This window comes from Azospirillum thiophilum, from assembly GCF_001305595.1.
Taxonomy (GTDB): Bacteria; Pseudomonadota; Alphaproteobacteria; order Azospirillales; family Azospirillaceae; genus Azospirillum; species Azospirillum thiophilum.
The window spans coordinates 223,199-245,510 of record NZ_CP012407.1 but is presented as its reverse complement, the minus strand read 5'-3'; the positions used below and the strand labels follow the sequence as shown (position 1 = coordinate 245,510).

Sequence of the window (22,312 nt, the reverse complement as noted above, 5' to 3'; positions counted from 1 at the left end):
TATGCGTTTTATATTTGTAAGCGCAAAGCTAAAATGTCAGTCCCTCGCAACATAGAAGTGTCAGTCTTCCGTCAGGTTTTCGACGGCTGGGAGGCTGGCGATGGGCTGGATCACGATGAGCGAACAGGACTTGCAACGGGTCGAGGTTCTCGGCGAGGTGCTGAGCGGTCGCCGTGGAATCGGATCGGCGGCGTCGGTTCTGGCTTTGAGCGAGCGTCAGGTGTGGCGACTTCTGGCGCGCTACAAGGCTGGTGGCGGCGGCGCTTTGGTTCACCGGGGGCGCGGCCGTCCGTCGAACCGGCGGCTTGGCGATGAGGTGCGGGAGCAGGCGTTGGAGCTGGTTCGCAGCCGGTACGGCGATTTCAGCCCGACCCTTGCGGCGGAGATGCTGCGGGACACGCATGGGCTGACGGTGTCGCGCGAGACGTTGCGCCAGTGGATGGCGGACGCTGGCCTTTGGCTGTCGCGCCGGCAGCGCCGGCAGTTCCACCCTCCCCGGCTGCGCCGCGAGCGGTTCGGCGAGTTGATCCAGATCGACGGCAGCGAGCACCGCTGGTTCGAGGGTCGCGGCGATCCCTGCACGCTTCTGGTGTTCATCGACGATGCGACGGGCCGGCTGATGCAGCTTCGCTTCGCCGTCTCGGAGAGCGCCTTTTCCTACTTCGAGGCGTTGGAGGGCTATCTGAATGCCCATGGCCGGCCGCTGTCCTTCTACTCGGACAAATACTCGGTGTTCCGGGTTTCGCAGCGCAAGGCGAAGGGCGGCCAGGGCATGACGCAGTTCGGCCGGGCCTTGGCGGAATTGAACATCGAGATCCTGTGCGCCAACTCCAGTCAGGCCAAAGGGCGGGTCGAACGGGTGAACCGGACGTTGCAGGACCGGCTAGTGAAGGAATTGCGGCTGGCCGGCATCACCGGCATCGAAGCGGGCAATGCTTTCCTGCCCGGCTTCATCGAGCGCTTCAACGCCCGCTTTGCCCTGCCCCCTGCCCGGCCGGACGATCTGCACCGGCCGTTGAACATCGCGCCGGATCGGTTGCGCCAGGTGCTGTGCTGGCGCGAACAGCGCCATGTCGGGCAGCAGTTGACGCTGTCCTACGAACGCAAGCTTATCATGCTGGAGGAGACGGAGCTGACGCGGGGACTGGTTGGCCAGTATGTCGACACCTACGCCTTCGCCGACGGCCGTCTGGAGGTGCGATGGAAAGGGGTGGCGCTGCCTTATCGGGCCTTCGACAAGGACCAGCGGGTCACCCAGGGCGACGTCGTGGAGAACAAGCGGCTGAGTGCGGTGCTGGCCCAGGTGAAAGAGATGCAGGAGAGCCGGCCGCCACCGCGGGTGAAGACCAACAGCGAGAAGAACGGCTACCGCAAAACAGGCCGGCGCAAGCGGGACAGCGGGCTTCCCGATGGCGCCTGCGCGGCTGATTGACCGCAGGCACTTGCCTCCTATCCGCAAAGCCCCGGTGCGGCCGGCATGTCTGGCAGCAGGATGATGGCTCGGCGATCGGCGTTGCCGTCAAGCCCTGCGCCTGCGGCGCACCGCAAAGCGGCTCCGGGGCTTGACCGCGCCGCCGAGCCGAACCCCAACGCATCCATGCCAGATATGCCGAAGAAGCCCGACAGCCAAACTACACGGCCAAGCCGAAGCTACCTCTCTGACATTCCTATTTTGCGCAATCCACTGACACTTCTACCCGGTCGCAACACATATCATGAAATCATTTTTTTATATGATGATTTCATGCTTTGTAAGCTTGTCGTGCCCTCCCCCTTCGATCCTGCCGCCGATCTGGCGAGCCATCCCGACGTGGCCGCGGCGTTCGCCACCAGCGATGCCGCGATCGAGCTGGCCTATATCCGGCGCAGCACGTCGACCGAGGCGGCAGGCATGGAGATGGCGGGCTTTCCGGCCGAGCGCATGGGAGCTTGCCGTCTGATGCGGGTGGGGGGACTCCGTCGGCCGGTCAGCGTCCCTTGCGGTCGGCCTTCGCCATGGAAGGCAGCGCCACGTCGATCACCAGACGATGGCCGCGGTCCTTGTCCGGAGCCAGGGTGGAGACGGCGAGCAGGCGCAGGGGACCGTCGTCCCCCCTGCCATTCCCCCTGGCCTCCTCGTCGCTGAACAGCAGGCGGGTGCCGGCGCCGCTCCGCTCCACGCTGTAGCCGAGCGTCGTCGCCGGCAGGCGGCCGGACGGAGCGGCCTGCCACAGCGTGCCGGGCAGCGTCACCTCCAGCCGGCCGTCGGGGCGCCGCCCCTGCGTCTCGAACCGCGGCGCCCCGTCGAGGTCGAGCACGACGCGCACCCCGTCCCCGCCATTGGCCGTGCGGATCCGCTCCACATGGCGGGGGGTGGCGGAGGGGGCGGCCTGGAGCCTCGCCGGTACGGCAGGAGCAGGAGCAGGAGCAGGAGCCGGGGGCTCGGGAGCCGGTTTCACGCCGGGCCGCGGAGCCTCCACGGCCGGCTCCGTCCGGATGGCCGGGGCGCCGTCCTGCGGCTCCGGCTTCGTCGCCGGGACAGGCGCGTCCTGGTTCGGAGTTGCCGGCAGCGGAGCGGGTGCAGGGGCGGAGGCGGCTTCCGGCTTGGCCGGTTCCGCAAGGCCGCCACCGCGGCCTTCGGCGCGGCCGTGCTGGACGTAATGGGCGTAGCCGCTGGAGACCTGTCCGTTGCGGACGGCGGCGGCGACATCGGGGTTGGCGGCCAGATAGGCCCGCTCCCGCCAGCCGCTCGGCGGCGCCAGGGTGGTATCGGCGGCGGCGGGGGTGCGCCGCCAGTTCGACAGCAGCGACGACCCGTGCAGGCCGATCCCGTCGGCCGCCAGCGACAGCCAGAAGGGCGTCAGCAGTAGGAGCAGAAGGCGCAGGAGCTGGGGGATCGGCGTCAAGGCGGGGCGGGTCCGGCGAAGGAAGGAACGGCACCGGTCCGGCGGTGGTCCGGCGGTTTCCGCATGCCTACTCCCAAGCGCGGCGTCCGGTCCAGGAAAAGCCGCCTGTCCATTCCCGCTCCCCGCCCGCTCCGGTGGACGGCTATGTCCAGCAGTTCGCCGTTCATACGGGTGGGGGGCGGGGTGACGACAGCCCAGCCGCTGATGGTCATCGTGCCGGAGGACAGCCGGCTGGAGGTCGAGGTCTTCTCCTTCACCAGATACGGCCTGATCCCCGGCCGGCATCGCCGACCCTCTTCGGTCCCCCCTCTCGCGCAGCGCCCAGGAGGCCATGCATGAGCGGTGAGAGCGCGCGGGAGGGGCCCCGGGGCTACGCTGCCAGACCGTGCGTCATGTCGTGGGCATCGGACCAGGGGGACAGACCGTGGGCGGCGTCCTCGACGGTCGGGAGCGCATCCGGCATCCAGTCGGTCATGGAGGTCATGGAGGTCGCGGCGTTGGCGGCGGCGTTGGCCGACACGGCGTGGCCGAGCAGGCCGGCGTCCGCCTGAAGCTGGGCTACCTGCGCCTGCGCGGCGAACAGCCCCTTGTCGGCGGCGACCACCAGCGTACCGTTCCACCACATCCCGCTCTGGCCCTTGACCGTGTCGCGTCCGTCGAGCGCGCCCTTGTCGTAGGTCACCGCCGCGTCGGTGGCGGCATAGCCGTGGCCGTTGACGCTGATGCTGTCGACGAACAGGTTGCGGTCCTGTCCGCCGGCGAAGCCGTCATTGTCGTACCGGATCTGTACCGTGTGGGCGCTGTCGGCGGCGACGGTGGTGGAGAAGGCGTAGGTCTTGGCCGCGGTGCCGACTGTGACGCCGCCGACCGCATGGCCGTCGACCAGCAGGGTGAAATGGGCGTTGACCCCGGCCGCGGCGGTGCCCTTGGCGTTGACCAGGATGGTGGCGGCCGTGACGGCGGGCGCGCCCGTCCCTGCCCCTGCCCCTGCCCCTGCCCCGGTGTCGGTCGTCGTCGGGTTCGGGGTCGCCGTCGGGCCATAGAGATGACCGATCTTCGCCAGCAGCGCCTGGGTGTCGAGGTCGGTATAGCCGGTGCCGCCGACCGGCGTCCCGGTCTCGCGCGCCAGCGACAGGAACTCGTCCTGGGTCAGGGCGCTGCCGCGCAGGGCCACCGCCTCCTGCTGGGCGAGCGCCACGGCGGCGGTCACCGCCGGGGCCGCGAAGGAGGAGCCGTTGGCCGTCACCGTCCGTCCCGCCAGATCGGTCAGCCGGATGTCGGTGCCGTCGGCGCAGAGGTCGGTGATGCCCGGGTTGCGCTGGGACCAGCCCGGCAGCGTCCCGTCGCCGGTGGAGGCGGTGACGCAGATCGTGTTGTGGTCGGCGGCGAAATAGGACACGTCGGCCGCCGTCCCGTTCTGCCCGGCATTGCCGGCGGCGGCCGAGACCAGCACGCGCTGGGCGGCGAGGCCGGCCAACTCGTCCGACAGGATCGTCGTCGCCTCCGACGAGGCGGATCCACCGGCCAGCGACAGGTTGACGCCGACGATGTCGTAGTCCGACGCATGGGCGACGACCCATTGCAGCGCCTGCTCGATCGCGGCGCCGGACGCGGTGGTGGAGCCGTCCGGCATCACCTTCAGCGCGATGATCCCGACATCCGGCGCCTGCGCCAGGATGCTGGAGGTCACCAGGGCGCCGTGGCTGTCGGCAGCGGGGTTGCGGGCATCGGCATCGTTGTCGGCGAAGTCGTGCTGGTAGACCACGCGCGCCGCGCTCTCCCAGGTCGCCGACCAGCCGCTGTCGATGACCACGACTGTCCCATCTTTGCCGCTGTACGGGCTGTTCGCCATGCTGTCCGTCCCTGTCCTGCGCTGCCTGTCGCCGATGAACTTGCGGGGCGGAGTATGACGGGGGACGGTGTGGCCTTCGGATGATAAGGAAGGGGTGGAATGCGGGCAGGGCAGCGGGGGACCATGTCCGCCACGCCATATCACAGCAGCCCCCGACCGGGGCGAGCCCTACCGCCGGCTCAGCGATGCCGTGCTTGCCATGGAGCGCGGCCTTGTGCCGGCGATGATGCTGCTCCGTGGCATCCGGGCCGATCCCCTGCCCGGTCAGAAGGCGGCTCTGCCGCCGCTGGCCCTGGCCCTGGCGCGGATGCATGATCGGAACGGCGAGGCCGGGCGCGCCCTGGCGGTGCTGCGGGACACTGGGTAGGGGACAGGAACCATGATGCGGCTTTATCGGCGGGGCCGGGCCCCGAGGGCTTTTCCCGGCCATTTCCTGCCCGTCCTTCTTCTCGCCGCTCTGCCGGTCGCCGCTCCCGCCCAGGAGCGGGCCGGCGCGCCGGTGCTGGAATTGCCGGTGCGCTGCCGGATCGGGACCGACTGCTTCGTGCAGAACTATGTCGATGCCGATCCGGGGCCGGGAATGCGGGACTTCGCCTGCGGCCGGCTGACCTATGACGGGCATGGCGGGACCGATTTCCGGCTGTCCGACCTGGAGGCGATGCGGCGCGGGGTGGCGGTGGTGGCCGCGGCACCCGGCACGGTGGCCCGCGTGCGCGACGGCATGGAGGATGTCAGCATCCGGCAGAGCGGCGGCGCGCCGGCCGGCTATGACGCCGGCAACGCCGTGGTGGTCGACCATGGCAATGGTTGGGAGACCCAGTACAGCCACCTGAAGCGCGGCAGCGTCGCGGTCAGGCCGGGCGTCCGGGTGGAGGCAGGCACGGTGCTGGGGCAGATCGGCCTGTCCGGCAGGACCGAGTTCCCCCATGTCGATTTCGGCATCCGCCATGACGGCCGCACCCTCGATCCCTATACCGGGACAGAGACGGGTAAGGCGGATGCCTGCGCGGCGGATAGCCGGGCCGTCCCGCCGAACACGCTGTGGAACGCCGACGCCAGCCGGATCCTGGCCTACCGGCCGAGCGCGCTGCTCGGTGCCGGGCTGGCGCCCGAGGCGCCGAAGGCGGAGGTCGCGCGAAACGGCGGTTATGGCGGGGAGCGCCTGCCCGCCGACGTGCCGACGCTGGGCGTCTGGGCCGAGCTGATGGGCGGGCGGCAGGGCGACCGCCTGACCTTGGAGGTGACCGGTCCGGACGGCCGCCGCCTCCACCGCAGCGAGGGCGCGGTGCCGCGCCCGCTGGCTGTGGTGTTCTTCGGCACCGACGTGAAGAAGCCGGCCCCCGGCCCCTGGCCCGCCGGCCTCTACCGGGTGACGGTGACCCTGCGTCACGGTGACGAGACGGCGGTGCGGGAGGAGCGGCAGGTGGAGTTGCGTTGAAATCAGCGAAAACAACGTTGGGGGATGCAAGTGACAACTGCGATGATCCAGGCATTTGTCACCGAATGAACACAGCGCTTTCGCACGAACGCGCATACCAGGAAGGATATCGGCTACCTCGTTATTAAGTATTTCAGCCGTTTGATCGTCCCCGTATGGGCAAGGCGATCCGGCAATGACAGACAGCACGCAGCAGGCTTTCTACGTCGCGACCAACGGCAACGATTCCTGGTCGGGGCGTCTGGCGGCACCCAATGCCGATGGGACCGACGGGCCCTTCGCCACGCTGGACCGTGCGCAGGGCGCGATGCGGGCGACCGGCATCCGCGACACCTATGTCCGCGGCGGCACCTATGCGATGTCGCATGCGGTCACGCTGACGGCAGCCGACAACGGCGTCCGCATCATGGCCTATCCGGGCGAGACTCCGGTCTTCAGCGGCGGCGAGCGGGTCGGCGGCTTCACCGACATCGGCGGCGGGCGCTATGCGGCGGCGGCCTCCGTCACCGGACTGGATCTCTTCATCGGCGGTGTCCGGCAGAAGGTGGCGCAGACCGGCGACTGGACTGCCGGCGACGCCAGATCCGGCTGGTCGATCCTGGAGGCGGCGGCGGGCGGCGCCAGCAAGACCGGCCTGCGCTACGGGGCCGGCGACGGGGCGATGGCGGCGGCCCTGGCCGGCGGTGCCCAGCCCGGCATGATGGTGCAGACCTTCGACACCGAACGGCTGTCCGACACTATCGTCGGCGTGGCCGGGATCGATGCCGCCAGCCGCAGCATCGGCTTCACCCAGGGGGTGAAATACGCCCTGCGCAGCGGCGGCACCTACCGCCTGCTGAATGACGAGTCCTTCATCCGCGACGCCGGCGAGTTCGCCTGGCAGGCCGAGAGCGGCCGGCTGGTGGTGAAGCCGCAGGATCCCGGCACCCTGCTGGGCCAGGGGGCGGTGGTGGCGCGGCTGGGCACGCTGCTGGCGCTCGACGGGGCGAGCGGCGTCACCATCCAGGGACTGACCTTCGCCGACACGAGCTGGGACGGTTCTGCCCTGACGCTGACCAACTCGTCCGGCAACAGCATCGCCGGCAACCGCTTCGTCAATGCCGGTACCGCGATGACGCTGACCGGCTCATCCGCCAACGTGATCGAGGCCAACCGGCTGGAGCATCTCGGGGCAAGCGGGATCAAGGTCACCTACGGCAGCAACGCCAACCGGATCAGCGCCAACAGCATCTCCAATATCGGCGAGGTGCTGAAGGACGTCGCCGGCATCCAGCTGTACGGCGCCAACGACACGCTGATCTCCGGCAACGACATCCGCAACAGCACCCGCTACGGCATCTCGATCAAGAACTGGGACGGCGCCACCGTCAACACCGGTACGGTGGTGGAATACAACCGCATCTACGACACGATGACCGAGACCGCCGACGGCGGCGCCATCGAGATGCTGGGCCGCTCCAACGTCGACACCCGCACGGTCATCCGTGGCAACGACATCCGCACTGTCGGCGGGCTGGCGACCGACGGCTCCGGCTGGCTTGACCGCCACAAGAGCTTCGGCATCTATCTGGACGACATGGCCAACGGCGTCACCGTCCAGGACAACTTCATCCAGAACACCGGCTGGGCCAGCGTCTTCATCCATGGCGGCGATTCCAACAGCGTCACCAACAATCTCGCCGTCCTGTCCAACCCGCGCGAACGCTTCATCCGGCTGGAATGGGTGCCGAGCGCCGGCAGCATCGGGCTGCTCAACAACAACAGCGTCACCGGCAACGTCATCTCCTCCACCACCGGCGTGGATTACTGGGAGTTCTGGACCCCCGGTTCCTACAGCGTCACCGGCAACCTGCTGCAGGGCATCCGCGGGCTGAACGGCGGCGACACGGTCTCGTCGGGCCTGTTCGTCAATCCGGCAGCCGGCGATTTCCGGCTCGGCGGCGGTGCGGCGGCGCTCGGCATCCATGATCTGGACTGGGCGCGGATGGGCAGCGCGCCCCTGACCGTGCCGGCGGTCCCCAGTCCCGGCGGCGGCTCATCCGAAGCGGGGGCTGGAGCGGGGGCGTCGTCGGGACAGCCTTTCTCGCCGTTGGCCTACATCGCCTCCTACGCCGACCTGTCGGCGGCCTTCGGCACCGATGCCGCGGCCGGGGCTGCGCATTACCAGTCCCTCGGCCGGGCGGAGGGGCGGACGGTCAGCTTCGACCCGCTGGCCTACATCGCCTCCTACGGCGATCTCGCCAACGCCTTCGGGGCCGACGGCGATGCGGGAGCCGCCCATTACATCGCCATGGGCCGCCGCGAGGGCCGCGCCATCACCTTCGATCCGTTGGCCTACACCGCGTCCTATGCCGACCTGTCGGCCGCCTTCGGCACCGACCGGACAAGTGCGGACCTGCATTACATCGCCAACGGCCGGGCGGAGGGGCGGACGGTCAGTTTCGACCCGCTGGCCTATCTCGCCTCCTATGGCGACCTGGCATCGGCCTTCGGCACCGACCGGACGGCGGCGGCGCTGCACTATATCGCCAACGGCCGGGCGGAGGGGCGGACGGTCAGCTTCGACCCGCTGGCCTATCTGGCGGTCAACGGCGATCTGGCAGCCGCCTTCGGTACCGACACCACCCGGGCGGAGCTGCATTACCTGACCACCGGCCGCGGCGAGGGGCGGACGACCGGCTTCGATGCCCCGGCCTATCTGGCGGCCAACCCGGACGTGGCGGCGGCCACCGGCGGCGGCCTGGCGGAGGCGATGCGGCACTATGTCGTGTTCGGCCGGCTGGAGGGCCGGGCGCTGAGCCCCGCTGCCTCCACCGCTACCTCCGCTGCCCGTGCGGCGGGCCTGCGGCCGGCCGACGGCCTGCTGGCTGCCGCCGGTATGGGATGAGGGATGGGGTGGGGCGTCTTCCCCTCTTCCGCCTGATCGGGTGACAAGCCGGGCGCGAGCCGTTAAAACGGCCCGTTCGGCGCCGCTGCCTTGCGGCACCCGGAACTCCATGCGGGGATGATGTCTCAGGCTCTTCTCGACCCCCCCTTCGCCCAGCCGGTCCAGTCCGCCGCAGGGCCTGCTCCTGGGGCTGACCTGGGACCGGATCCGGGGCAGGCCGGTCCGGGCAAGCCTGCCGGACGGCGATGGCCGGTGCTGGTCAAGCTGGCGGTGACGGTCGCGATCCTGGGCGCGCTCGCCGCCGGGGCCGACTGGCCGGGGATCGCGGCGCGTCTGTCGGCCGCCGATCCCCTGCTGTTCGCCGCCGGCTTTGCCGTGAAGGCGCTGACCCTGCCCTTCGCCTCGCAGCGGTGGCGGGCGGTCTGCCGTGCCGCCGGCGTCGCCTTGACCCGCTGGACCGCCTTCCGCCTGCAGATGGCCAGCGGCTTCCTGGGGCAGATCCTGCCGGGATCGGTCGGGGCCGACCTGCTGCGCGGCTGGTTCACCTGGCGGCTCGGTCACCCGGCGGGACCGGTGATGCTGGCCTTGCTGGTCGACCGGCTGATGGCGCTGCTGGGCGTCGTGCTGATCGGGCTGGCCGGGCTGCCGCATCTGGCGGCGGTGGCGCCGCCTGCCGTCGCCGGCACCGTCCTGGCCGGGGCGGTGGTCCTGGCCGTGGCCATGGGGCTGTTGCTGCTGGCCAGCCGCATCCCGCGCGACCGGCTGCCGATCCCGAAGCGGCTGCGCGACGGGGTGCCGGTGCGGACCGCCTGGGGAGCGGTGGCGCAGCTGCGCGCCATGGCTGGCAACCCGGCCGCCTGGGCGGCGCTGGGCCACAGCGTCGCCGTCCATCTCGCCACCATCGCCGCCACCATCCTGTTCGCCCGCTCGGTCGGCCTGCCGCTGGGCTGGCTCGACGGGCTCGCCATCGTGCCGGCCGCCATCGTTGCCGCGGCACTGCCCGTCTCGCTCGGCGGCTGGGGCGTGCGCGAGGGGGCGATGGTCGCCGGCTTCGCGCTGCTCGGCTTCGATGCCGACGCCGCCCTTCTGGTCTCGCTGCTGATCGGGCTGTCGATCGCCGTCCTGTCGCTGCCCGGCGGCCTGTTCTGGCTGCTGCTGCGCAACGAGACCGCATCCCTGCCCGGCCCTGCCATGCCCGCCTCCGCCCGGCCCGACGCCTTCCCGACGGATCCTTCCCGATGACCGACCAGCCCCTTCCGACGCTCGACCGGACCGCCACCATGCCGGATGACCCCGCCACCGGCCCTGCCGCCGGAACCCGTCCGCTGTCGCCGCGTCAGCAGCGCATCCGCGGGCTGTTCGATGCCATGGCGCCGCTGCGCGACCGCTGGGCCGAGCGCAACCGCGCCTTCCACGAGGCCGACCGCGCCTACCTGCGCTTCCTGATCCCGGAAGGGGCGACGGTACTGGAGATCGGCTGCGGCGTCGGCGACACGCTGGCGGCGTTGAAGCCGGCGCGCGGCGTCGGCATCGACCTCAGCCCGGCGACCATCGCGGCGGCGAAGGCCCGCCATCCGGAGCTGGAGCTGATCGCCGCCGATGCCGAGGATCCGGCGACGCTGGATGCCATCGCGGGGCCGTTCAGCCACATCCTGCTGTCGGGCACCATCGGTTTCCTGGACGACATCGAGGAGACGCTGCGCCTGCTGCGCCGGGTCGCCACGCCCAAGACCCGCATCGTCGTCAGCTATCACTCCCGTGCCTGGGAGCCGGTCCTGTGGGTGGCGGAACGGCTCGGCATGCGCATGCCGCAGGGCCAGCAGAACTGGCTGTCCACCAGCGACATCGTCAACCTGCTGGATCTCGCCGGCTGGGAGCCGGTGCGCCGCGAATGGCGCCAGCTGGTCCCGAAGCGGCTGCTGGGGCTGGGCACGCTGGTCAACCGCTATCTGGCGCCGCTGCCGGGCATCCGCCGGCTGTGCGTGCGCAACTATGTCGTCGCCCGGCCGCAGCCGGCGGCGGACGGCGTCACCGTGGACGGCAGGCCGGCGTCGGCGACGATCCTGATCCCCTGCCGCAACGAGCGTGGCAACATCGAGAACGCCATCCGTCGCCTGCCCCGCTTCGCCCCCGACATCGAGGTGATCTATGTCGAGGGCAACAGCCAGGACAACACCTATGAGGAGTGCCTGCGCGTCCGCGACGCCTATCCCGACTGGGACATCAAGGTGATGAAGCAGCCCGGCAAGGGCAAGGGCGATGCGGTGCGCGCCGGATTCGCCGCGGCGCGTGGCGATATCCTGATCATCCTGGACGCCGACCTGACGGTGCCGCCGGAAACCATGGGGAAATTCTATCAGGCCATGGTGTCGGGGCGCGGCGAGTTCGTGAACGGCACCCGGCTGGTCTACCCGATGGCGCCGGAGGCGATGCGTTTCCTGAACTTCCTGGCCAACCGGGCCTTCGCGCGCATCTTCTCCTTCCTGCTGAACCAGCGCTTCACCGACACGCTGTGCGGCACCAAGGTGCTGTGGCGCAAGGACTACGAGACCATCGTCGCCAACCGCCACTATTTCGGCGACTTCGACCCGTTCGGCGACTTCGACCTGATCTTCGGCGCCGCCAAGCAGAACCTGAAGATCGTCGAGGTGCCGGTGCGCTATGCCGACCGCAGCTATGGCGAGACCCAGATCTCCCGCTTCACCCATGGCTGGCTGCTGGCCCGCATGGTGGTCTTCGCCTGGAAGAAGCTGAAGGCGTTCTGAGGTCGCAAGCCCGGGGCCGGCCGCTTCAGCGCAGCGTCGACAGGGCGATCTCGAAGGCCCGCCGGTTGATCGCCCAGGCCTCGAAGGCAGGGACGCCGGCATCCCCGTTGGGGGAGAGCAGGATCAGGCAGACCGGCAGGGCACGTGAAGCTTCGCCCAGGACGATGCGGGCCGACAGAACGGTCATCGGGGTGCCGGCGCGGCCGGCCTTGCGGCGGTGGACGGCGATGGCGCGCTCCGCGGTCCGCTCCTCGGCGACCAGCATCGCTTCGGGGGACAGGGTGAAGCCCTGGTTGGCCAGCTTGGCAAGCGTGGTGCGCTCGATCTCCGCGGCCGATGCGGCTGCTGCTTCCCCGGCGGCTTCGGCGGCGCCCAGCACCGCGATCAGGCTGCCGCGGCCCGCAGCGCCGTCCGGTCCGACATGGTCCAGCACCAGCGAGGCACCGTCCTGCGGGGCGTCGCCGCCCGGCGTCACCCGCCACAGGCCGGAGGCCAGGAAACGCACGCTGTCCGCTCCATTCAGCTCGGTCCACTCGAAGCCCTCGGCGAAGGTCTGGCCGGTCGGCTCCGCCAGCCGGAAGCGCATCGCGGCGAGCAGGACGATCTCCTGCATGGCGCGATGGTCGGTGCGTCCGCCCTGCGGCATGCGGCCGTCGATCAGGAACAGGAGGTCGCCGTCCTTCACCGTCAGCAGCCGGTGCAGGCGCAGGACCCCGTCATGGCGGCCGACGGCGAGCGCGTCGCCCATCATGCCGGTCGGCGAAGGGGCCTGGCGGAAATCCAGCTCGCGGTAGTCCTGCGAGCGCATCCAGGCGCGCAGCCAATCCGCGCCATGGATCTCGCGCGGCAGGAAGGCGGCCCAGACCACCAGCTCGATCCCATCCCCGGCCCCCTCTCCGGCCCCCGGTGCGCCGGGTTCGCCGGGGTGGAAGCGGGCCAGCGGGACGATAGGCGCGTCCGGGCCGGGGGCGACGGGCGGGCTGGTCCGCTCCACCGCCCAGCCCCTGGGCAGCGCGATGGAGAAGCCGGTTCCCGCCGGCAGGCCGTCGCGGACCAGGACGTCCAGATAGGTGGCTTCGATCACCGGGCGCGGCGACACCGGTGCCGTCAGCAAGGTCGGCAGTCTGGGGTCCATGGTCTGTTCTCCCGTCACAAGTCCCACCGGGCTCAGGGCCCGGCGCTCCGCTCCCGGCCGGTGTAGCGGGGGCCGATGCTGAGATCCAGATCGGCCTTCAACCCCAGGAAGGCGGCGGCCTCGCCCCCCGCCCCCATATGGTAGCGGCCGGTCTCCAGATCCTTGAAGGCATAGGCCGCCGCACCGGCCCCGACCGATCCGGCCGACGCGCCGCCCTTGCCGCGCAGGCTGAGGGTGTAGTCGGTGAAGGGGATCGGGATGTTGATCTCGCCCTTCAGGTCGCCCGACGCCGCCGCCGCACCGGCCTTGGCGCCCAGCGCGATGCCGGCCCGCCGCCCGTCGGAGCCGATCAGCCCGTCGGCCTTGGCCTCGGCCTGCATCAGCGAATATTCGCCGCCCGCCTCGGCCCAGGGGTTGTTCTGGTCGGTGCCGGCGAACAGCGTCGCCTCTTCCGAGACCATCACCGCCTTGGCCGAGGCGGTGCCGCCGGCGCCATGGACGATGCCGCCGGCGGCCTTCGCCTCGGCGGTCAGGTTCTCCATCTTGTGCGAGCCGCCGACATAGGGATTTCCCAGATGGCCGGCATGCTCCATCTTCACCATGCCGACGCCGACCTCACCCTTGGCCTGACCCAGCAGGCCCTGCCGCTTCGCCTCGCCGTCGGCCATGGCGTAGAGGACGCTGACATTGTCGTCGCCGCCCGCCCGCTTCAGGAAGGCCGGTTTCTTCGGGCAGGGAGCGACCGGCGCGCCCGGCGGCGCGGGGGCGGTCGTCCTGGCCGCGGCCTGCCCGGCCTGTGCGGTGGCCGGTGCCGGCGGCGGGGCCGGGGGCGGAGCCACGACCAGCCGCTGGCCCGACGCGATCATGTTCGGATTGGAGAGGCCGTTCAGCCGCTGCAGCTCGGCCACGGTGGTGCCGTTGCGCCGGGCGATGGCGGACAGCGTCTCGCCGCGCTGGACGGTATGCACGGCAGGATGTCCGATAGCAGGCTGTCCGGTCATGGTGCTGCCTTCGCCGTCAGGGCGGCGGTGATCTGGTCGAGCCGCGTGTCGGCATCGCCCGGCCCCTCCAGCAGGAGGCTCAGCCAGGCGAATTCCTCCCGGTGGGCATGATCCGCCGGGAAGGCCGCCAGGATGTGGGTGTAGCGGGTGATCTGGCGCTCGGTCTCCATGCCGTGGGCCGGTGCCCGGGCAAGCGCCGCGTCGATCCGGACGGCGACCTCGGCGGCCGGGATGTCCGGCGCCGCCTCGGCCATCGCCGCCGCCACCATGCGGCGCAGGCGGGCATGGAAGGCCGCCGCACGGGCGGCCTGGAGCTGGACCTTCTGTCGGTCGGAGATGCGCAGCATCGTCAGCGCTCGCCCGGCCACAGGATGCCGGCCCAGACCAGCGCCGCCGCGACCATGGCGGCAAGCGCGAACAGGGCCATCAGGGTGAAGCCGGCGGTCTGCGCCTGATCGAGCGTCCGGTCGCGCAGGATGGCGTCGGCAACGGCGCCCTTGGCGTCGATCCGGGCGAAGAGGGCGCGCAGCCGGTCCACAAAGCCGGTGACCAGCGCCGGGACCGCAAGGCTGAGCATGCCGCCGCCCAGCCCGACATACAGCGTCTTGTAGGCCCGTTTCGCCAGCTCACGGTCGCCGCCGAACAGCGGCAGCGTGCGCTCCCCAAGGATGGAAAGGCCGATCAGGATCAGGAGGACGAGAAACGCTGCAAGGAGCAGGCGCCCTTCGGTGGAGGACGGAAGCGGTTCCATAACCCTTTGGCCGGTCGGAGTGGAAACGGGCAAGCGGGAGCTTCACAAAAGCAACTGGGCCTGTCCATACCGTTCGCCCGACCGGACGGTCCGGCATCGGGTCGGGTTGGGCTCGGCCTTTCCGCGTCTTATCGACACATAATTGCGTGGTGCAGATAATTTTGTTCCGGTCCGGAGGGTTGCTATACTTTTCCAAACCATAAGGAAGACGTGAGGAGGGTTTCCCTTGTCCCTGGTCTTTTCCGAAGAGGCCTATCTGGCCCGCTATCCGGATGTCGCCGCTGCGGTGCAGGCGGGAGTGCTTTCCAGCGGCCGGCAGCATTGGCTGCAATATGGCGTTTCCGAAGGGCGGATCGGCGCTCCTCGCACCATGGTCGATTCGACCTGGTATCTGGCCACCTATCCGGATGTCGCCGCCGCCGGCATGAATGCCGAAGCCCATTTCCTGACCTATGGGCGGTACGAGAACCGCAACCCGAACGCCTACATCGATCTGGGATTGTACAAGCAGTTCAATAGCGATTCCACCAGGAGCGGTACGAGCGTCTACGATCACTTCATCGCTTTCGGCCAGACCGACAACAGGGCGCTCGGGATCAATTACTCCGAGGATTACTATCTGGCCAACAACAGCGACGTGGCCGCCGCCGTGCGCAACGGCACCTTCATGTCCGGCTGGGACCATTACGTCCAATATGGCCATTCCGAGAACCGGACCTTCAGCCAGGGCTGGGTGTACGACAATATGAGTCTTCGCAAGCTGCTGTTCGGAACCACCGGCAACGACACGCTGCGGCCTGCGTCCGGCGGGGCGGACAATCTTCTGGGGCGTGAGGGCAGCGACACCCTGTATGGCGGGTACGGTTCGAACACCCTGACGGGCGGGGCCGGGGCCGACCTGTTCGTGCTGGGGGCGGGGGGCGGCACCACCACCACCTTCTCCGCCATCACCATCACGGACTTTCAGCAGGGCACCGACCGTATCCAGCTGCCGAGCCTGTCCGGCAGCATCGACAGCGTGCTCGCGACCGCCCGCGACGTGGGGACCTCCACCATCCTGACCTATTATCCGGGCTCCGGCGGGACTGGCAGCGGGACGGTGACGCTGACCGGCTATTCGGGGAGCCAGCTGCACAGTTCCGACTTCATCCTGGCCAGTGCCTGAGCCTTGCCGGCCTCAGACCGCGATGGCTGCCGGAAGGGTCGTCAGTGCCTGATAGCCGTCGCGCTGTTCGGTGAGATTCAGCAGCAGGTCGGTCAGGCTGTCGCGGGCGAAGGCATTGTCGGTGACGGTCAGCTTGCGGCGCACGACGCCGATGAACTCCTCCAGCACTTCCAGATGCAGTGTGGCGGAGGCGAGGACATCCTTGGCGATGGGGGCGGTCATGATGCTGGTCTTTCGCGGAAGAGGGGGCCGGGGTCGGATCAGGCGGCGAGCGCGGTGATGGGCTGGACGGTCGCGAGCACGGCGCGGTAGGTCTCGCGCTGCGCGGTCAGGCCGGACAGCAGGTCGGTCAGGCTGTCGCGGGCGAATTCGCTGGTGGCGCTGTTCAGCTTTGACTGGGCAATTGCGATGAACTCATCGACAATATCCAGGTGCAGAGAGGAGGAATTGAAGATCTCTGCGGCATAATCGGTCTTTGACATGGCGGTGATCCCTGTATTCGTGGTGATGTTTTGCCCGTTTTTGATGGCCTTATTGAGCCACTCTGCCAGTTAACGAGGTGTTAAGATCGCCGATTTGTCCTATGTCGATTGGTGATTACCACTTCCAAGAAGAACGAATTCGGAGGATTTGACAGTCGGAGTACTTCTTTCGATGAGGACATGAAAAAATGCGGCCGGTTTCCCGGCCGCGTCCTTCATCACCCATTCCGTAGAAGGGTTACACCGCCTGCGGCAGGCCGTGGATGTAGCCGACGCCGCCGCTGCGGCGGTTGCGGTAGGCATCGTCGATCAGGGCGGCGACGCTGTCCTTGACCTTGTCGTGCAGGCCCTTCTCCCAGTCGCCGGGGTGCTGGAAGTTGCTCATGATGTAGGAGAAGCCGTTGAGGTCGTCGGCCGCCTGCAGGCCGGTCGACTCCGCACCCACCGGGCAGGACAGGATGCGGGCGAGTTGCTTGCTGTCGACGTTGTAGGCCCACAGGAAGTTGTTGACGTGGGTGCCGCTGTCCTCGCCGATGAACAGCGTGCGCAGCTTCTCGGAGAATTTCAGGTTGTCCGGATTGGCGACCCGGTCGGCGTCGGCAGTGTTGCCGAGCGCGTCCGGCGTGGCGAGGTCGCGGCCGACCAGGGCCGGGACGGTGCTGAAATGCACCGGCACCCAGTCGCTGGCGATGGTGGCGCCGCCCAAGTCGACCTGCCCGCCCTTCATCGGCAGCTGGTAGACGGCGCCGGCGTTGATGGTGTCAACCTTGATGCCGCTCTTGCCGTCGCTCATCGACTTGTACATGTAGGCCACCGCCATGTAGGCGGTCTTGTCCTTGATGTTGACGGTGACGCCTTCCAGCTTCGACAGCGCGAGCGTGGCGCCGGCGACGGGGGCGTAGCGGTGGGTTTCCAGGAAGGCGGCGGCCTTCTCCATGCCCGGCTTGAACTTGACCCACTGGGTCTTGCCGTTGAAGCCGATGGCGGTGAAGGACGGATCCTTCGGGTCTTCCTTCTTCACCTCGACGATGTCGGCGGCTTTCAGGCTGTCGGCCAGCTTCTCGACCTCGGCGCTGGTGGCATGGCCCAGCTTGACCCACTTGAGCGCGAAGGAGCCGCCCTTGTCGAGATCCTTGCCGGGCTCCTGCTCCATCTTCGCGGCGTAGAGGGTGCCGGCCGACAGATCCTTCGCGTGATCGGCGATGAACATGAACAGGCCGCCGTTGGTGGCGTCGTCACCCATCAGCACGGTGCGGTCGTCGGGCATCACCTGCACCAGCTCGTGCGAGATGCGGCCCATGCAATAATGCTTGGTGATGCGGCCGGTGCCGTCCGGGTTCACCGTCACTTCCGGCATATGGCCGTAGTGATAGGGGTTGGCCTTGTCCGGAGCGCCGTACAGGTTCTGGCTGAAGGCGCGGAACTGGTCGTCGATCGCGGTGGCGTCCGGCTCGTATTCCTCGCTCGACAGGTGGGTGTTCCAGGGCGACAGGCTGGCGCCGCAGGTGATCCACAGGCCGTGCGCCGGGCTGGTGTCGACGGTGTGGTACTTCACCAGCTTCAGGGCGCCCGTCTCCTTGTTCTGGTCCAGCGTCAGGACGGCGATCGGCGACGGCAGCTTGCCGTACATCGAGGCATCCTTGGAATCGCGGGTCGCATATTCGAACTGGACGACGGCGAACAGGGTGTTGCCGGTGACGCCCGGCACGGTGGCCGGCATCGGGTTCAGCAGGTTGCAGCCGTCCGGGCAGTCGGAGAAGAAGGGCGCCGGCGTCGCCATCGACCCGTCGAGGATCGGCTTGCCGGCGATGTCGTAATAGCCGCCGGCAAGCGTCGTGCCGCCCTTGCCGTCCGGCACCATGTCGCCGGTGATGAACAGCGGCTGGTAACCCAGCGCGAAGCTCTGCTTGGAGCCGTCGGCCCAGGTCACGACCATGCTGGACTCGACCACGGTCTTCGCCTGCGCCGCGGCGGTGGTCGGGGCGGCCATGCCGACGAACTCGACGGCGACCGGCGCACCCTTGGCGGATGCCGCCTCGGCGCCCGAGGCGAACAGCAGCTCGCCCGCGCCGATGCCGGCGACCGGCAGCAGGGGCAGGCCGGCGAGCGCGCGGAGCACGGAGCGGCGCGACGTTTCAGGAAGATTGGCGGACAGGTTGGTCATGACTGGTCTCTCCCGAACCCTCAACAGGGCATGCGGCTGGCGTGGCCGCATGCCCGGGTGTTCCGGGCGACGCGGCCTTGTTATTGGCGAGCGCCGGGAGGCTACCGCGGGGATGTTACGGTTTGACGGTCGGTCCCCGTCCGAGAGGGACGCTTCTCTCCGATCAGCGCGCGCTGAGCATGCAGGTGCGGTCGGACGGCATGGGCAGGACCACCGGCTTGCCGTCGGCCCCGGTGCCACGCACCTCGCGCCCGCCGGCCTTGCCGCCGGTGCCGGAGCGGTCGGCGATCTCCGGATCGGTCACCTGTCCGGCGACGGTCCATTGCCGGGTCTGCGGGTCCTGGCAGCGCAGTTCGTAGCGCCCCTTCATCGGCTCGGCGGCGGCCGGGGGAGCGGCAGCCGGCAGGATGAAGGCGGCCATCAGGGCGGCCATCGTGGGGAAAGGGGCGAAACGGGCCATCGGGCTTGTCCTCAGATGGTGGTGTGCGGAGAGGCCGTGTCCGGGGTGTGGGGGCGGGACAGCACCCGCGCGATGTCGGCCTGCCAGATCATGCTGACCAGGGCGATCTGGGTCAGCAGGTGCATCTCGCCCCGGCCGATGGCCTCCAGCAACTCCTGTCTCGTCAGGAACAGGATCTCGGTGTCCTCCAGATCGTCGGAGATCGCGGCGGCCACCGGATCGGCGACGCTGCGGCAACCGGTGGCGTGGAACATGTGCGACCAGGCTCCGCCCTGGTTGGCGTTGACGATGTAGGCGCCGAGATCGGTCCAGCCGTCCGCCTCCATCCCCGTCTCCTCCATCAGTTCCCGCTTGGCTGCGGCCAGCGGCTCCTCGCCGGGCGACAGGTGGCCGCCGGGGAAGACCAGGCCGACCTTGCGCGGGCCGTGGCGGTATTGGCGGTAGGTGACGATCCGCCCGTCCGCGGTCTCGGCGAAGATGCAGGCGAAGGAGGGCTGGTCGAACTGGTAATAATCGTCGATCCGCCGCCCGTCCGGTAGCTCGACCGTTTCCACCCGCACCTTCAGGAAGGGATCGGCGTCGAGCAACTCGCGGCTGCCCAGTACGGTCCAGGGGCGGTGAAGGCGGTAGGGGCGGTGTCCGGGCATGGGAGGACCTGTTCTGTGACGGGACCGCGTTCGGCGGCGGGGTGATCGTCGGGGAGAGGCCTACCAGTAGCCGTCCGTCTTCGTCCAGTCTTCCTCATGGGCAGGGATAAAGGGCTGCAGACGCAAGGTAGGAATGTACATTTCCCGGCATTGGACAGGGTATTTCATCCCTGCCGGGTATCGACACACCAAATGCGAGAACATTTTTCAAAAACGCTTCTGAGGCGTGTGTGAAATGAAACAAGATGTGACCAGTTTTTACCAATCATCCATTTTCATTGAGCTGCTTCGGCAAAATGCTTATCGGTTCGCTTTCCAGTTCCATCAAGCTCCATGCAGACCGAAGTCAGCTCCCCCATTCCGCGCCTGATCCATCAGACCTGGAAGACCCGCGATGTCCCGCCGGAATTCCTGGCCCTACAGCGCAGCTGGACCGGGCGCAATCCCGGTTTCGCCTACCGGTTCTGGACCGACGAGGACATCGGGCGCTTCGTGGCGGAGGAGCATCCGGCATTGCTGCCGGTCTTCCAGGGCTATGCCGACCCCATCGCACGCATCGATCTGGCGCGCTATCTGATCCTCCGCCGCTTCGGCGGGGTCTATGCCGACCTCGATCTGGAATGTCTGCGCCCTGTCGATGGGCTGCTGGAGAGCCGGAGCTTCCTTGTCGGGCAGGAGCCGGAGGAGCATGGCCGGCTGGCGAAGGCGGCGGAGCGCGGATTGCCGCGGATACTCTGCCCGTCCTTCCTCGCCTCCGTTCCCGGCCATCCCTTCTGGGATCATCTGCTGTCCCGGCTGGTCGAGGCGCGGCACTGCCCGGACGTGCTGGATGCCACCGGTCCCTTTCTGCTTACCCGCGCCCATGCCACCTATGAGGGGGAAGGCCGGGTGACGGTGCTGGCGCCGGAGCGGCTCTATCCCGTCACCAAGGACGATTGCTGGAGTGGTCGTCTGTTCGATCCGGTCTTCTGGGAGCAGGCGACGCGCGAAGCCTATGCCGTCCATCGCTGGGAGGGGACATGGTTCCGCGGCGCTGCGGAACGCGGCGCCGGGCCGGGCGCCGAACTGCCCCGGCAGATCGCGGCGGTGGTGACCGACGGCCGGTCGGAAGGGGACCGCCCGACCGTGGCCCCTTCTTCCGTGGCGGCGGAGGGGCCGCCGCTGATCTCCTGCCTGATGGTCACCAGGGGGCGGAGCGGCCTGCTCCGCTTCGCCATCGAGGGCTTCGCGCGCCAGACCTATCCCAACCGCGAGTTGGTCGTCGTCTGCGACAGCCCGGCGTTGCCGCAGGACGACCCGCTGGAGCGCGCCATCCACGACGCCGCCTGTCCGAACATCCGCCTGATCCGGGTGGAGACCGGCGGCCTGACGCTGGGCGATCTGCGCAACATCGCCGTCGACCGGGCGGACGGACGCTATGTCTGCCAGTGGGACGACGACGACCTCTACGATCCCTGCCGGCTGGAGATGCAGCAGCGGGTGCTGGCCGCCACCGCCTCCCAGGCCTGCCTGCTCGGCCGCTGGATGATCTGGTGGCCGGTGGAAAACCGGCTGGCGGTGTCCTGCGAACGGGACTGGGAGGGCTCGCTCCTGTGCGAGAAGGCGGCGATGCCCCGCTACCCGGCCCTTCGCCACGGCGAGGACACGCCGGTGGTCGAGCAACTGCGCCGCAGCGCCCGGGTCGTCCGCATGGACCTGCCGCGGCTCTACATCTATGTCGTCCATGGTGGCAACACCTTCACCGCCCCCCATTTCGAAGCCCACTGGCAGGCCGCCGCCGCCCGTTTCGACGGCGGGCGCTGCCGGGCCCTGCTGGAGGAGATGGGCAAGCGCCTGCCGGTGGAGCCATACCGCCGGGTCGTTGTTTCCCCCTCCCCCGTTCCCGCCGCCGCGGCGCGGCAGGAGAGCGTGCTGGTGCTGACTCCGGTGAAGGATGCCGTCGCCCATCTGCCGCGCTACCTGGAGCTGCTCGGCCGGCTCGACCATGATCCGTCCCGCCTGTCGCTCGGATTTCTGGAAGGGGACAGCCGCGACGGAACCCATGACTGGCTGGCCGGATGGCTGCCGGAGCTGCGGCAGCGTTATCGCCGGGTGACCCTGCTGCGCCACGATCACGGCTTCCGGCCGGACGGCCCGCGCTGGGCGCCGGCGATCCAGCGGCGGCGGCGGGAGGTGCTGGCGCGCGTGCGCAACCGGCTGCTGTCCGGGGCGCTTGGGGACGAGGACTGGGTGCTGTGGCTCGACGCCGATCTGGTCGATTACCCGCGCGACCTGCTGGCCCGGCTGCTCGCCGCCGGGCGCGACATCGTCGTCTCCCATTGCGTCCTGCCCGACGGGCGGACCTTCGACCTCAACAGTTTCCGCCTGGATGGGCCGGTGGCGAGGGAGGAGGACCCGCGCCATCTGGTCGACGGCATCTTCCAGCCGCCGCGCGGCGCCGGACGCCGCTATCTGGACGACTTCCCCGGCGAGGAAGCCGTGCCGCTGCACGGGGTCGGCGGCACCGCCCTGCTGGTCCGTGCGGATCTGCACCGGGAGGGCCTGTGTTTCCCGCCCTACAGCCATCGCGGTTACATCGAGACGGAAGGGCTGGCGGCGATGGCGGGCGACATGGGCGTCAGCGCCTGGGGCCTGCCGGGTCTGCGCGTTGTCCATGCCGATCACTGACGGGCGAAGCATC

The 22,312-nt window shown here is 69.2% G+C and carries 20 protein-coding genes; 9 read left to right on the top strand and 11 right to left on the bottom strand.

The annotated features are described in order from the left end of the window. The first annotated feature begins 100 nt into the window (after positions 1–100). Entirely contained in the window at positions 101–1,432 is a 1,332-nt protein-coding gene (locus AL072_RS32295; protein ID WP_045585343.1) for an ISNCY family transposase, read from the top strand. 535 nt (positions 1,433–1,967) lie between these two features. On the opposite strand, the gene AL072_RS32290 is transcribed toward AL072_RS32295, so the two are convergent. Continuing rightward, positions 1,968–2,885 (bottom strand): hypothetical protein, encoded by a 918-nt coding sequence (locus tag AL072_RS32290; protein ID WP_045585342.1) that lies wholly within the window; start codon positions 2,883–2,885, stop codon positions 1,968–1,970. A 183-nt stretch (positions 2,886–3,068) separates the two neighbouring features. On the opposite strand from AL072_RS32290, the gene AL072_RS35125 reads away from it, so the two are divergent. Beyond that, positions 3,069–3,224: a hypothetical protein gene (locus tag AL072_RS35125; protein WP_162492072.1), complete on the top strand. Its 156-nt coding sequence runs from the start codon at positions 3,069–3,071 to the stop codon at positions 3,222–3,224. 31 nt (positions 3,225–3,255) lie between these two features. Here AL072_RS35125 and AL072_RS36160 read toward each other — a convergent pair whose 3' ends face one another. Next, positions 3,256–4,737 (bottom strand): carbohydrate-binding domain-containing protein, encoded by a 1,482-nt coding sequence (locus tag AL072_RS36160; RefSeq protein WP_342669620.1) that lies wholly within the window; start codon positions 4,735–4,737, stop codon positions 3,256–3,258. Between the two features lie 199 nt (positions 4,738–4,936). On the opposite strand from AL072_RS36160, the gene AL072_RS35075 reads away from it, so the two are divergent. The 5 genes from AL072_RS35075 to AL072_RS32265 all read left to right on the top strand — a co-directional run bounded on the left by AL072_RS35075 (position 4,937) and on the right by AL072_RS32265 (position 11,827). Then, positions 4,937–5,104 (top strand): hypothetical protein, encoded by a 168-nt coding sequence (locus AL072_RS35075; protein ID WP_158511122.1) that lies wholly within the window; start codon positions 4,937–4,939, stop codon positions 5,102–5,104. Positions 5,105–5,116: 12 nt separating this feature from the next. Further along, complete coding sequence (locus tag AL072_RS32280; protein WP_245637092.1) at positions 5,117–6,175, top strand: M23 family metallopeptidase; 1,059 nt, start codon at positions 5,117–5,119, stop codon at positions 6,173–6,175. Positions 6,176–6,350: 175 nt separating this feature from the next. Continuing rightward, a complete protein-coding gene (locus AL072_RS32275; RefSeq protein ID WP_045585507.1) occupies positions 6,351–9,062 on the top strand; it encodes a right-handed parallel beta-helix repeat-containing protein in 2,712 nt (903 codons plus the stop codon). 117 nt (positions 9,063–9,179) lie between these two features. Then, on the top strand, positions 9,180–10,304 hold the full coding sequence (locus tag AL072_RS32270) for a lysylphosphatidylglycerol synthase transmembrane domain-containing protein (RefSeq protein ID WP_045585506.1): 1,125 nt from the start codon (positions 9,180–9,182) through the stop codon (positions 10,302–10,304). Next, complete coding sequence (locus AL072_RS32265) at positions 10,301–11,827, top strand: glycosyltransferase (RefSeq protein ID WP_082109346.1); 1,527 nt, start codon at positions 10,301–10,303, stop codon at positions 11,825–11,827. The genes AL072_RS32270 and AL072_RS32265 overlap by 4 nt, the downstream gene beginning before the upstream one ends. Before the next feature lie 25 nt (positions 11,828–11,852). Here the strand turns inward: AL072_RS32265 and AL072_RS32260 are convergent, their stop codons facing one another. From AL072_RS32260 to AL072_RS32245, 4 genes are read right to left on the bottom strand one after another with little or no spacing between them, the layout of a single operon-like run. After that, on the bottom strand, positions 11,853–12,962 hold the full coding sequence (locus AL072_RS32260; protein ID WP_045585505.1) for a hypothetical protein: 1,110 nt from the start codon (positions 12,960–12,962) through the stop codon (positions 11,853–11,855). Positions 12,963–12,994: 32 nt separating this feature from the next. Beyond that, complete coding sequence (locus AL072_RS32255) at positions 12,995–13,930, bottom strand: LysM peptidoglycan-binding domain-containing protein (RefSeq protein ID WP_158511121.1); 936 nt, start codon at positions 13,928–13,930, stop codon at positions 12,995–12,997. 29 nt (positions 13,931–13,959) lie between these two features. Next, positions 13,960–14,310, bottom strand: a complete 351-nt coding sequence (locus AL072_RS32250; RefSeq protein WP_045585504.1) for a hypothetical protein — start codon at positions 14,308–14,310, stop codon at positions 13,960–13,962. A gap of 2 nt (positions 14,311–14,312) precedes the next feature. Further along, on the bottom strand, positions 14,313–14,714 hold the full coding sequence (locus AL072_RS32245; protein WP_045585503.1) for a hypothetical protein: 402 nt from the start codon (positions 14,712–14,714) through the stop codon (positions 14,313–14,315). A 226-nt stretch (positions 14,715–14,940) separates the two neighbouring features. On the opposite strand from AL072_RS32245, the gene AL072_RS32240 reads away from it, so the two are divergent. Continuing rightward, positions 14,941–15,879 carry a M10 family metallopeptidase C-terminal domain-containing protein gene (locus AL072_RS32240; RefSeq protein ID WP_045585502.1) on the top strand — a complete coding sequence of 313 codons (939 nt, stop codon included), beginning with the start codon at positions 14,941–14,943 and terminating at the stop codon, positions 15,877–15,879. A gap of 12 nt (positions 15,880–15,891) precedes the next feature. On the opposite strand, the gene AL072_RS32235 is transcribed toward AL072_RS32240, so the two are convergent. The 5 genes from AL072_RS32235 to AL072_RS32215 form a co-directional block, all read right to left on the bottom strand. Continuing rightward, on the bottom strand, positions 15,892–16,101 hold the full coding sequence (locus tag AL072_RS32235) for a hypothetical protein (RefSeq protein WP_045585501.1): 210 nt from the start codon (positions 16,099–16,101) through the stop codon (positions 15,892–15,894). A 38-nt stretch (positions 16,102–16,139) separates the two neighbouring features. Next, on the bottom strand, positions 16,140–16,361 hold the full coding sequence (locus tag AL072_RS32230) for a hypothetical protein (RefSeq protein WP_045585500.1): 222 nt from the start codon (positions 16,359–16,361) through the stop codon (positions 16,140–16,142). 238 nt (positions 16,362–16,599) lie between these two features. Further along, positions 16,600–18,525: a PhoX family protein gene (locus AL072_RS32225; RefSeq protein WP_045585499.1), complete on the bottom strand. Its 1,926-nt coding sequence runs from the start codon at positions 18,523–18,525 to the stop codon at positions 16,600–16,602. 163 nt (positions 18,526–18,688) lie between these two features. Then, positions 18,689–18,985, bottom strand: coding sequence for a hypothetical protein (locus AL072_RS32220; RefSeq protein WP_045585498.1), 297 nt, complete (start codon positions 18,983–18,985; stop codon positions 18,689–18,691). 11 nt (positions 18,986–18,996) lie between these two features. Further along, positions 18,997–19,632, bottom strand: a complete 636-nt coding sequence (locus tag AL072_RS32215; protein WP_045585497.1) for an NUDIX hydrolase — start codon at positions 19,630–19,632, stop codon at positions 18,997–18,999. A 333-nt stretch (positions 19,633–19,965) separates the two neighbouring features. Here AL072_RS32215 and AL072_RS32210 point away from each other — a divergent pair, with 333 nt between their 5' ends. After that, positions 19,966–22,299 (top strand): glycosyltransferase, encoded by a 2,334-nt coding sequence (locus AL072_RS32210; protein WP_045585496.1) that lies wholly within the window; start codon positions 19,966–19,968, stop codon positions 22,297–22,299. The last annotated feature ends 13 nt before the right edge of the window (positions 22,300–22,312 follow it).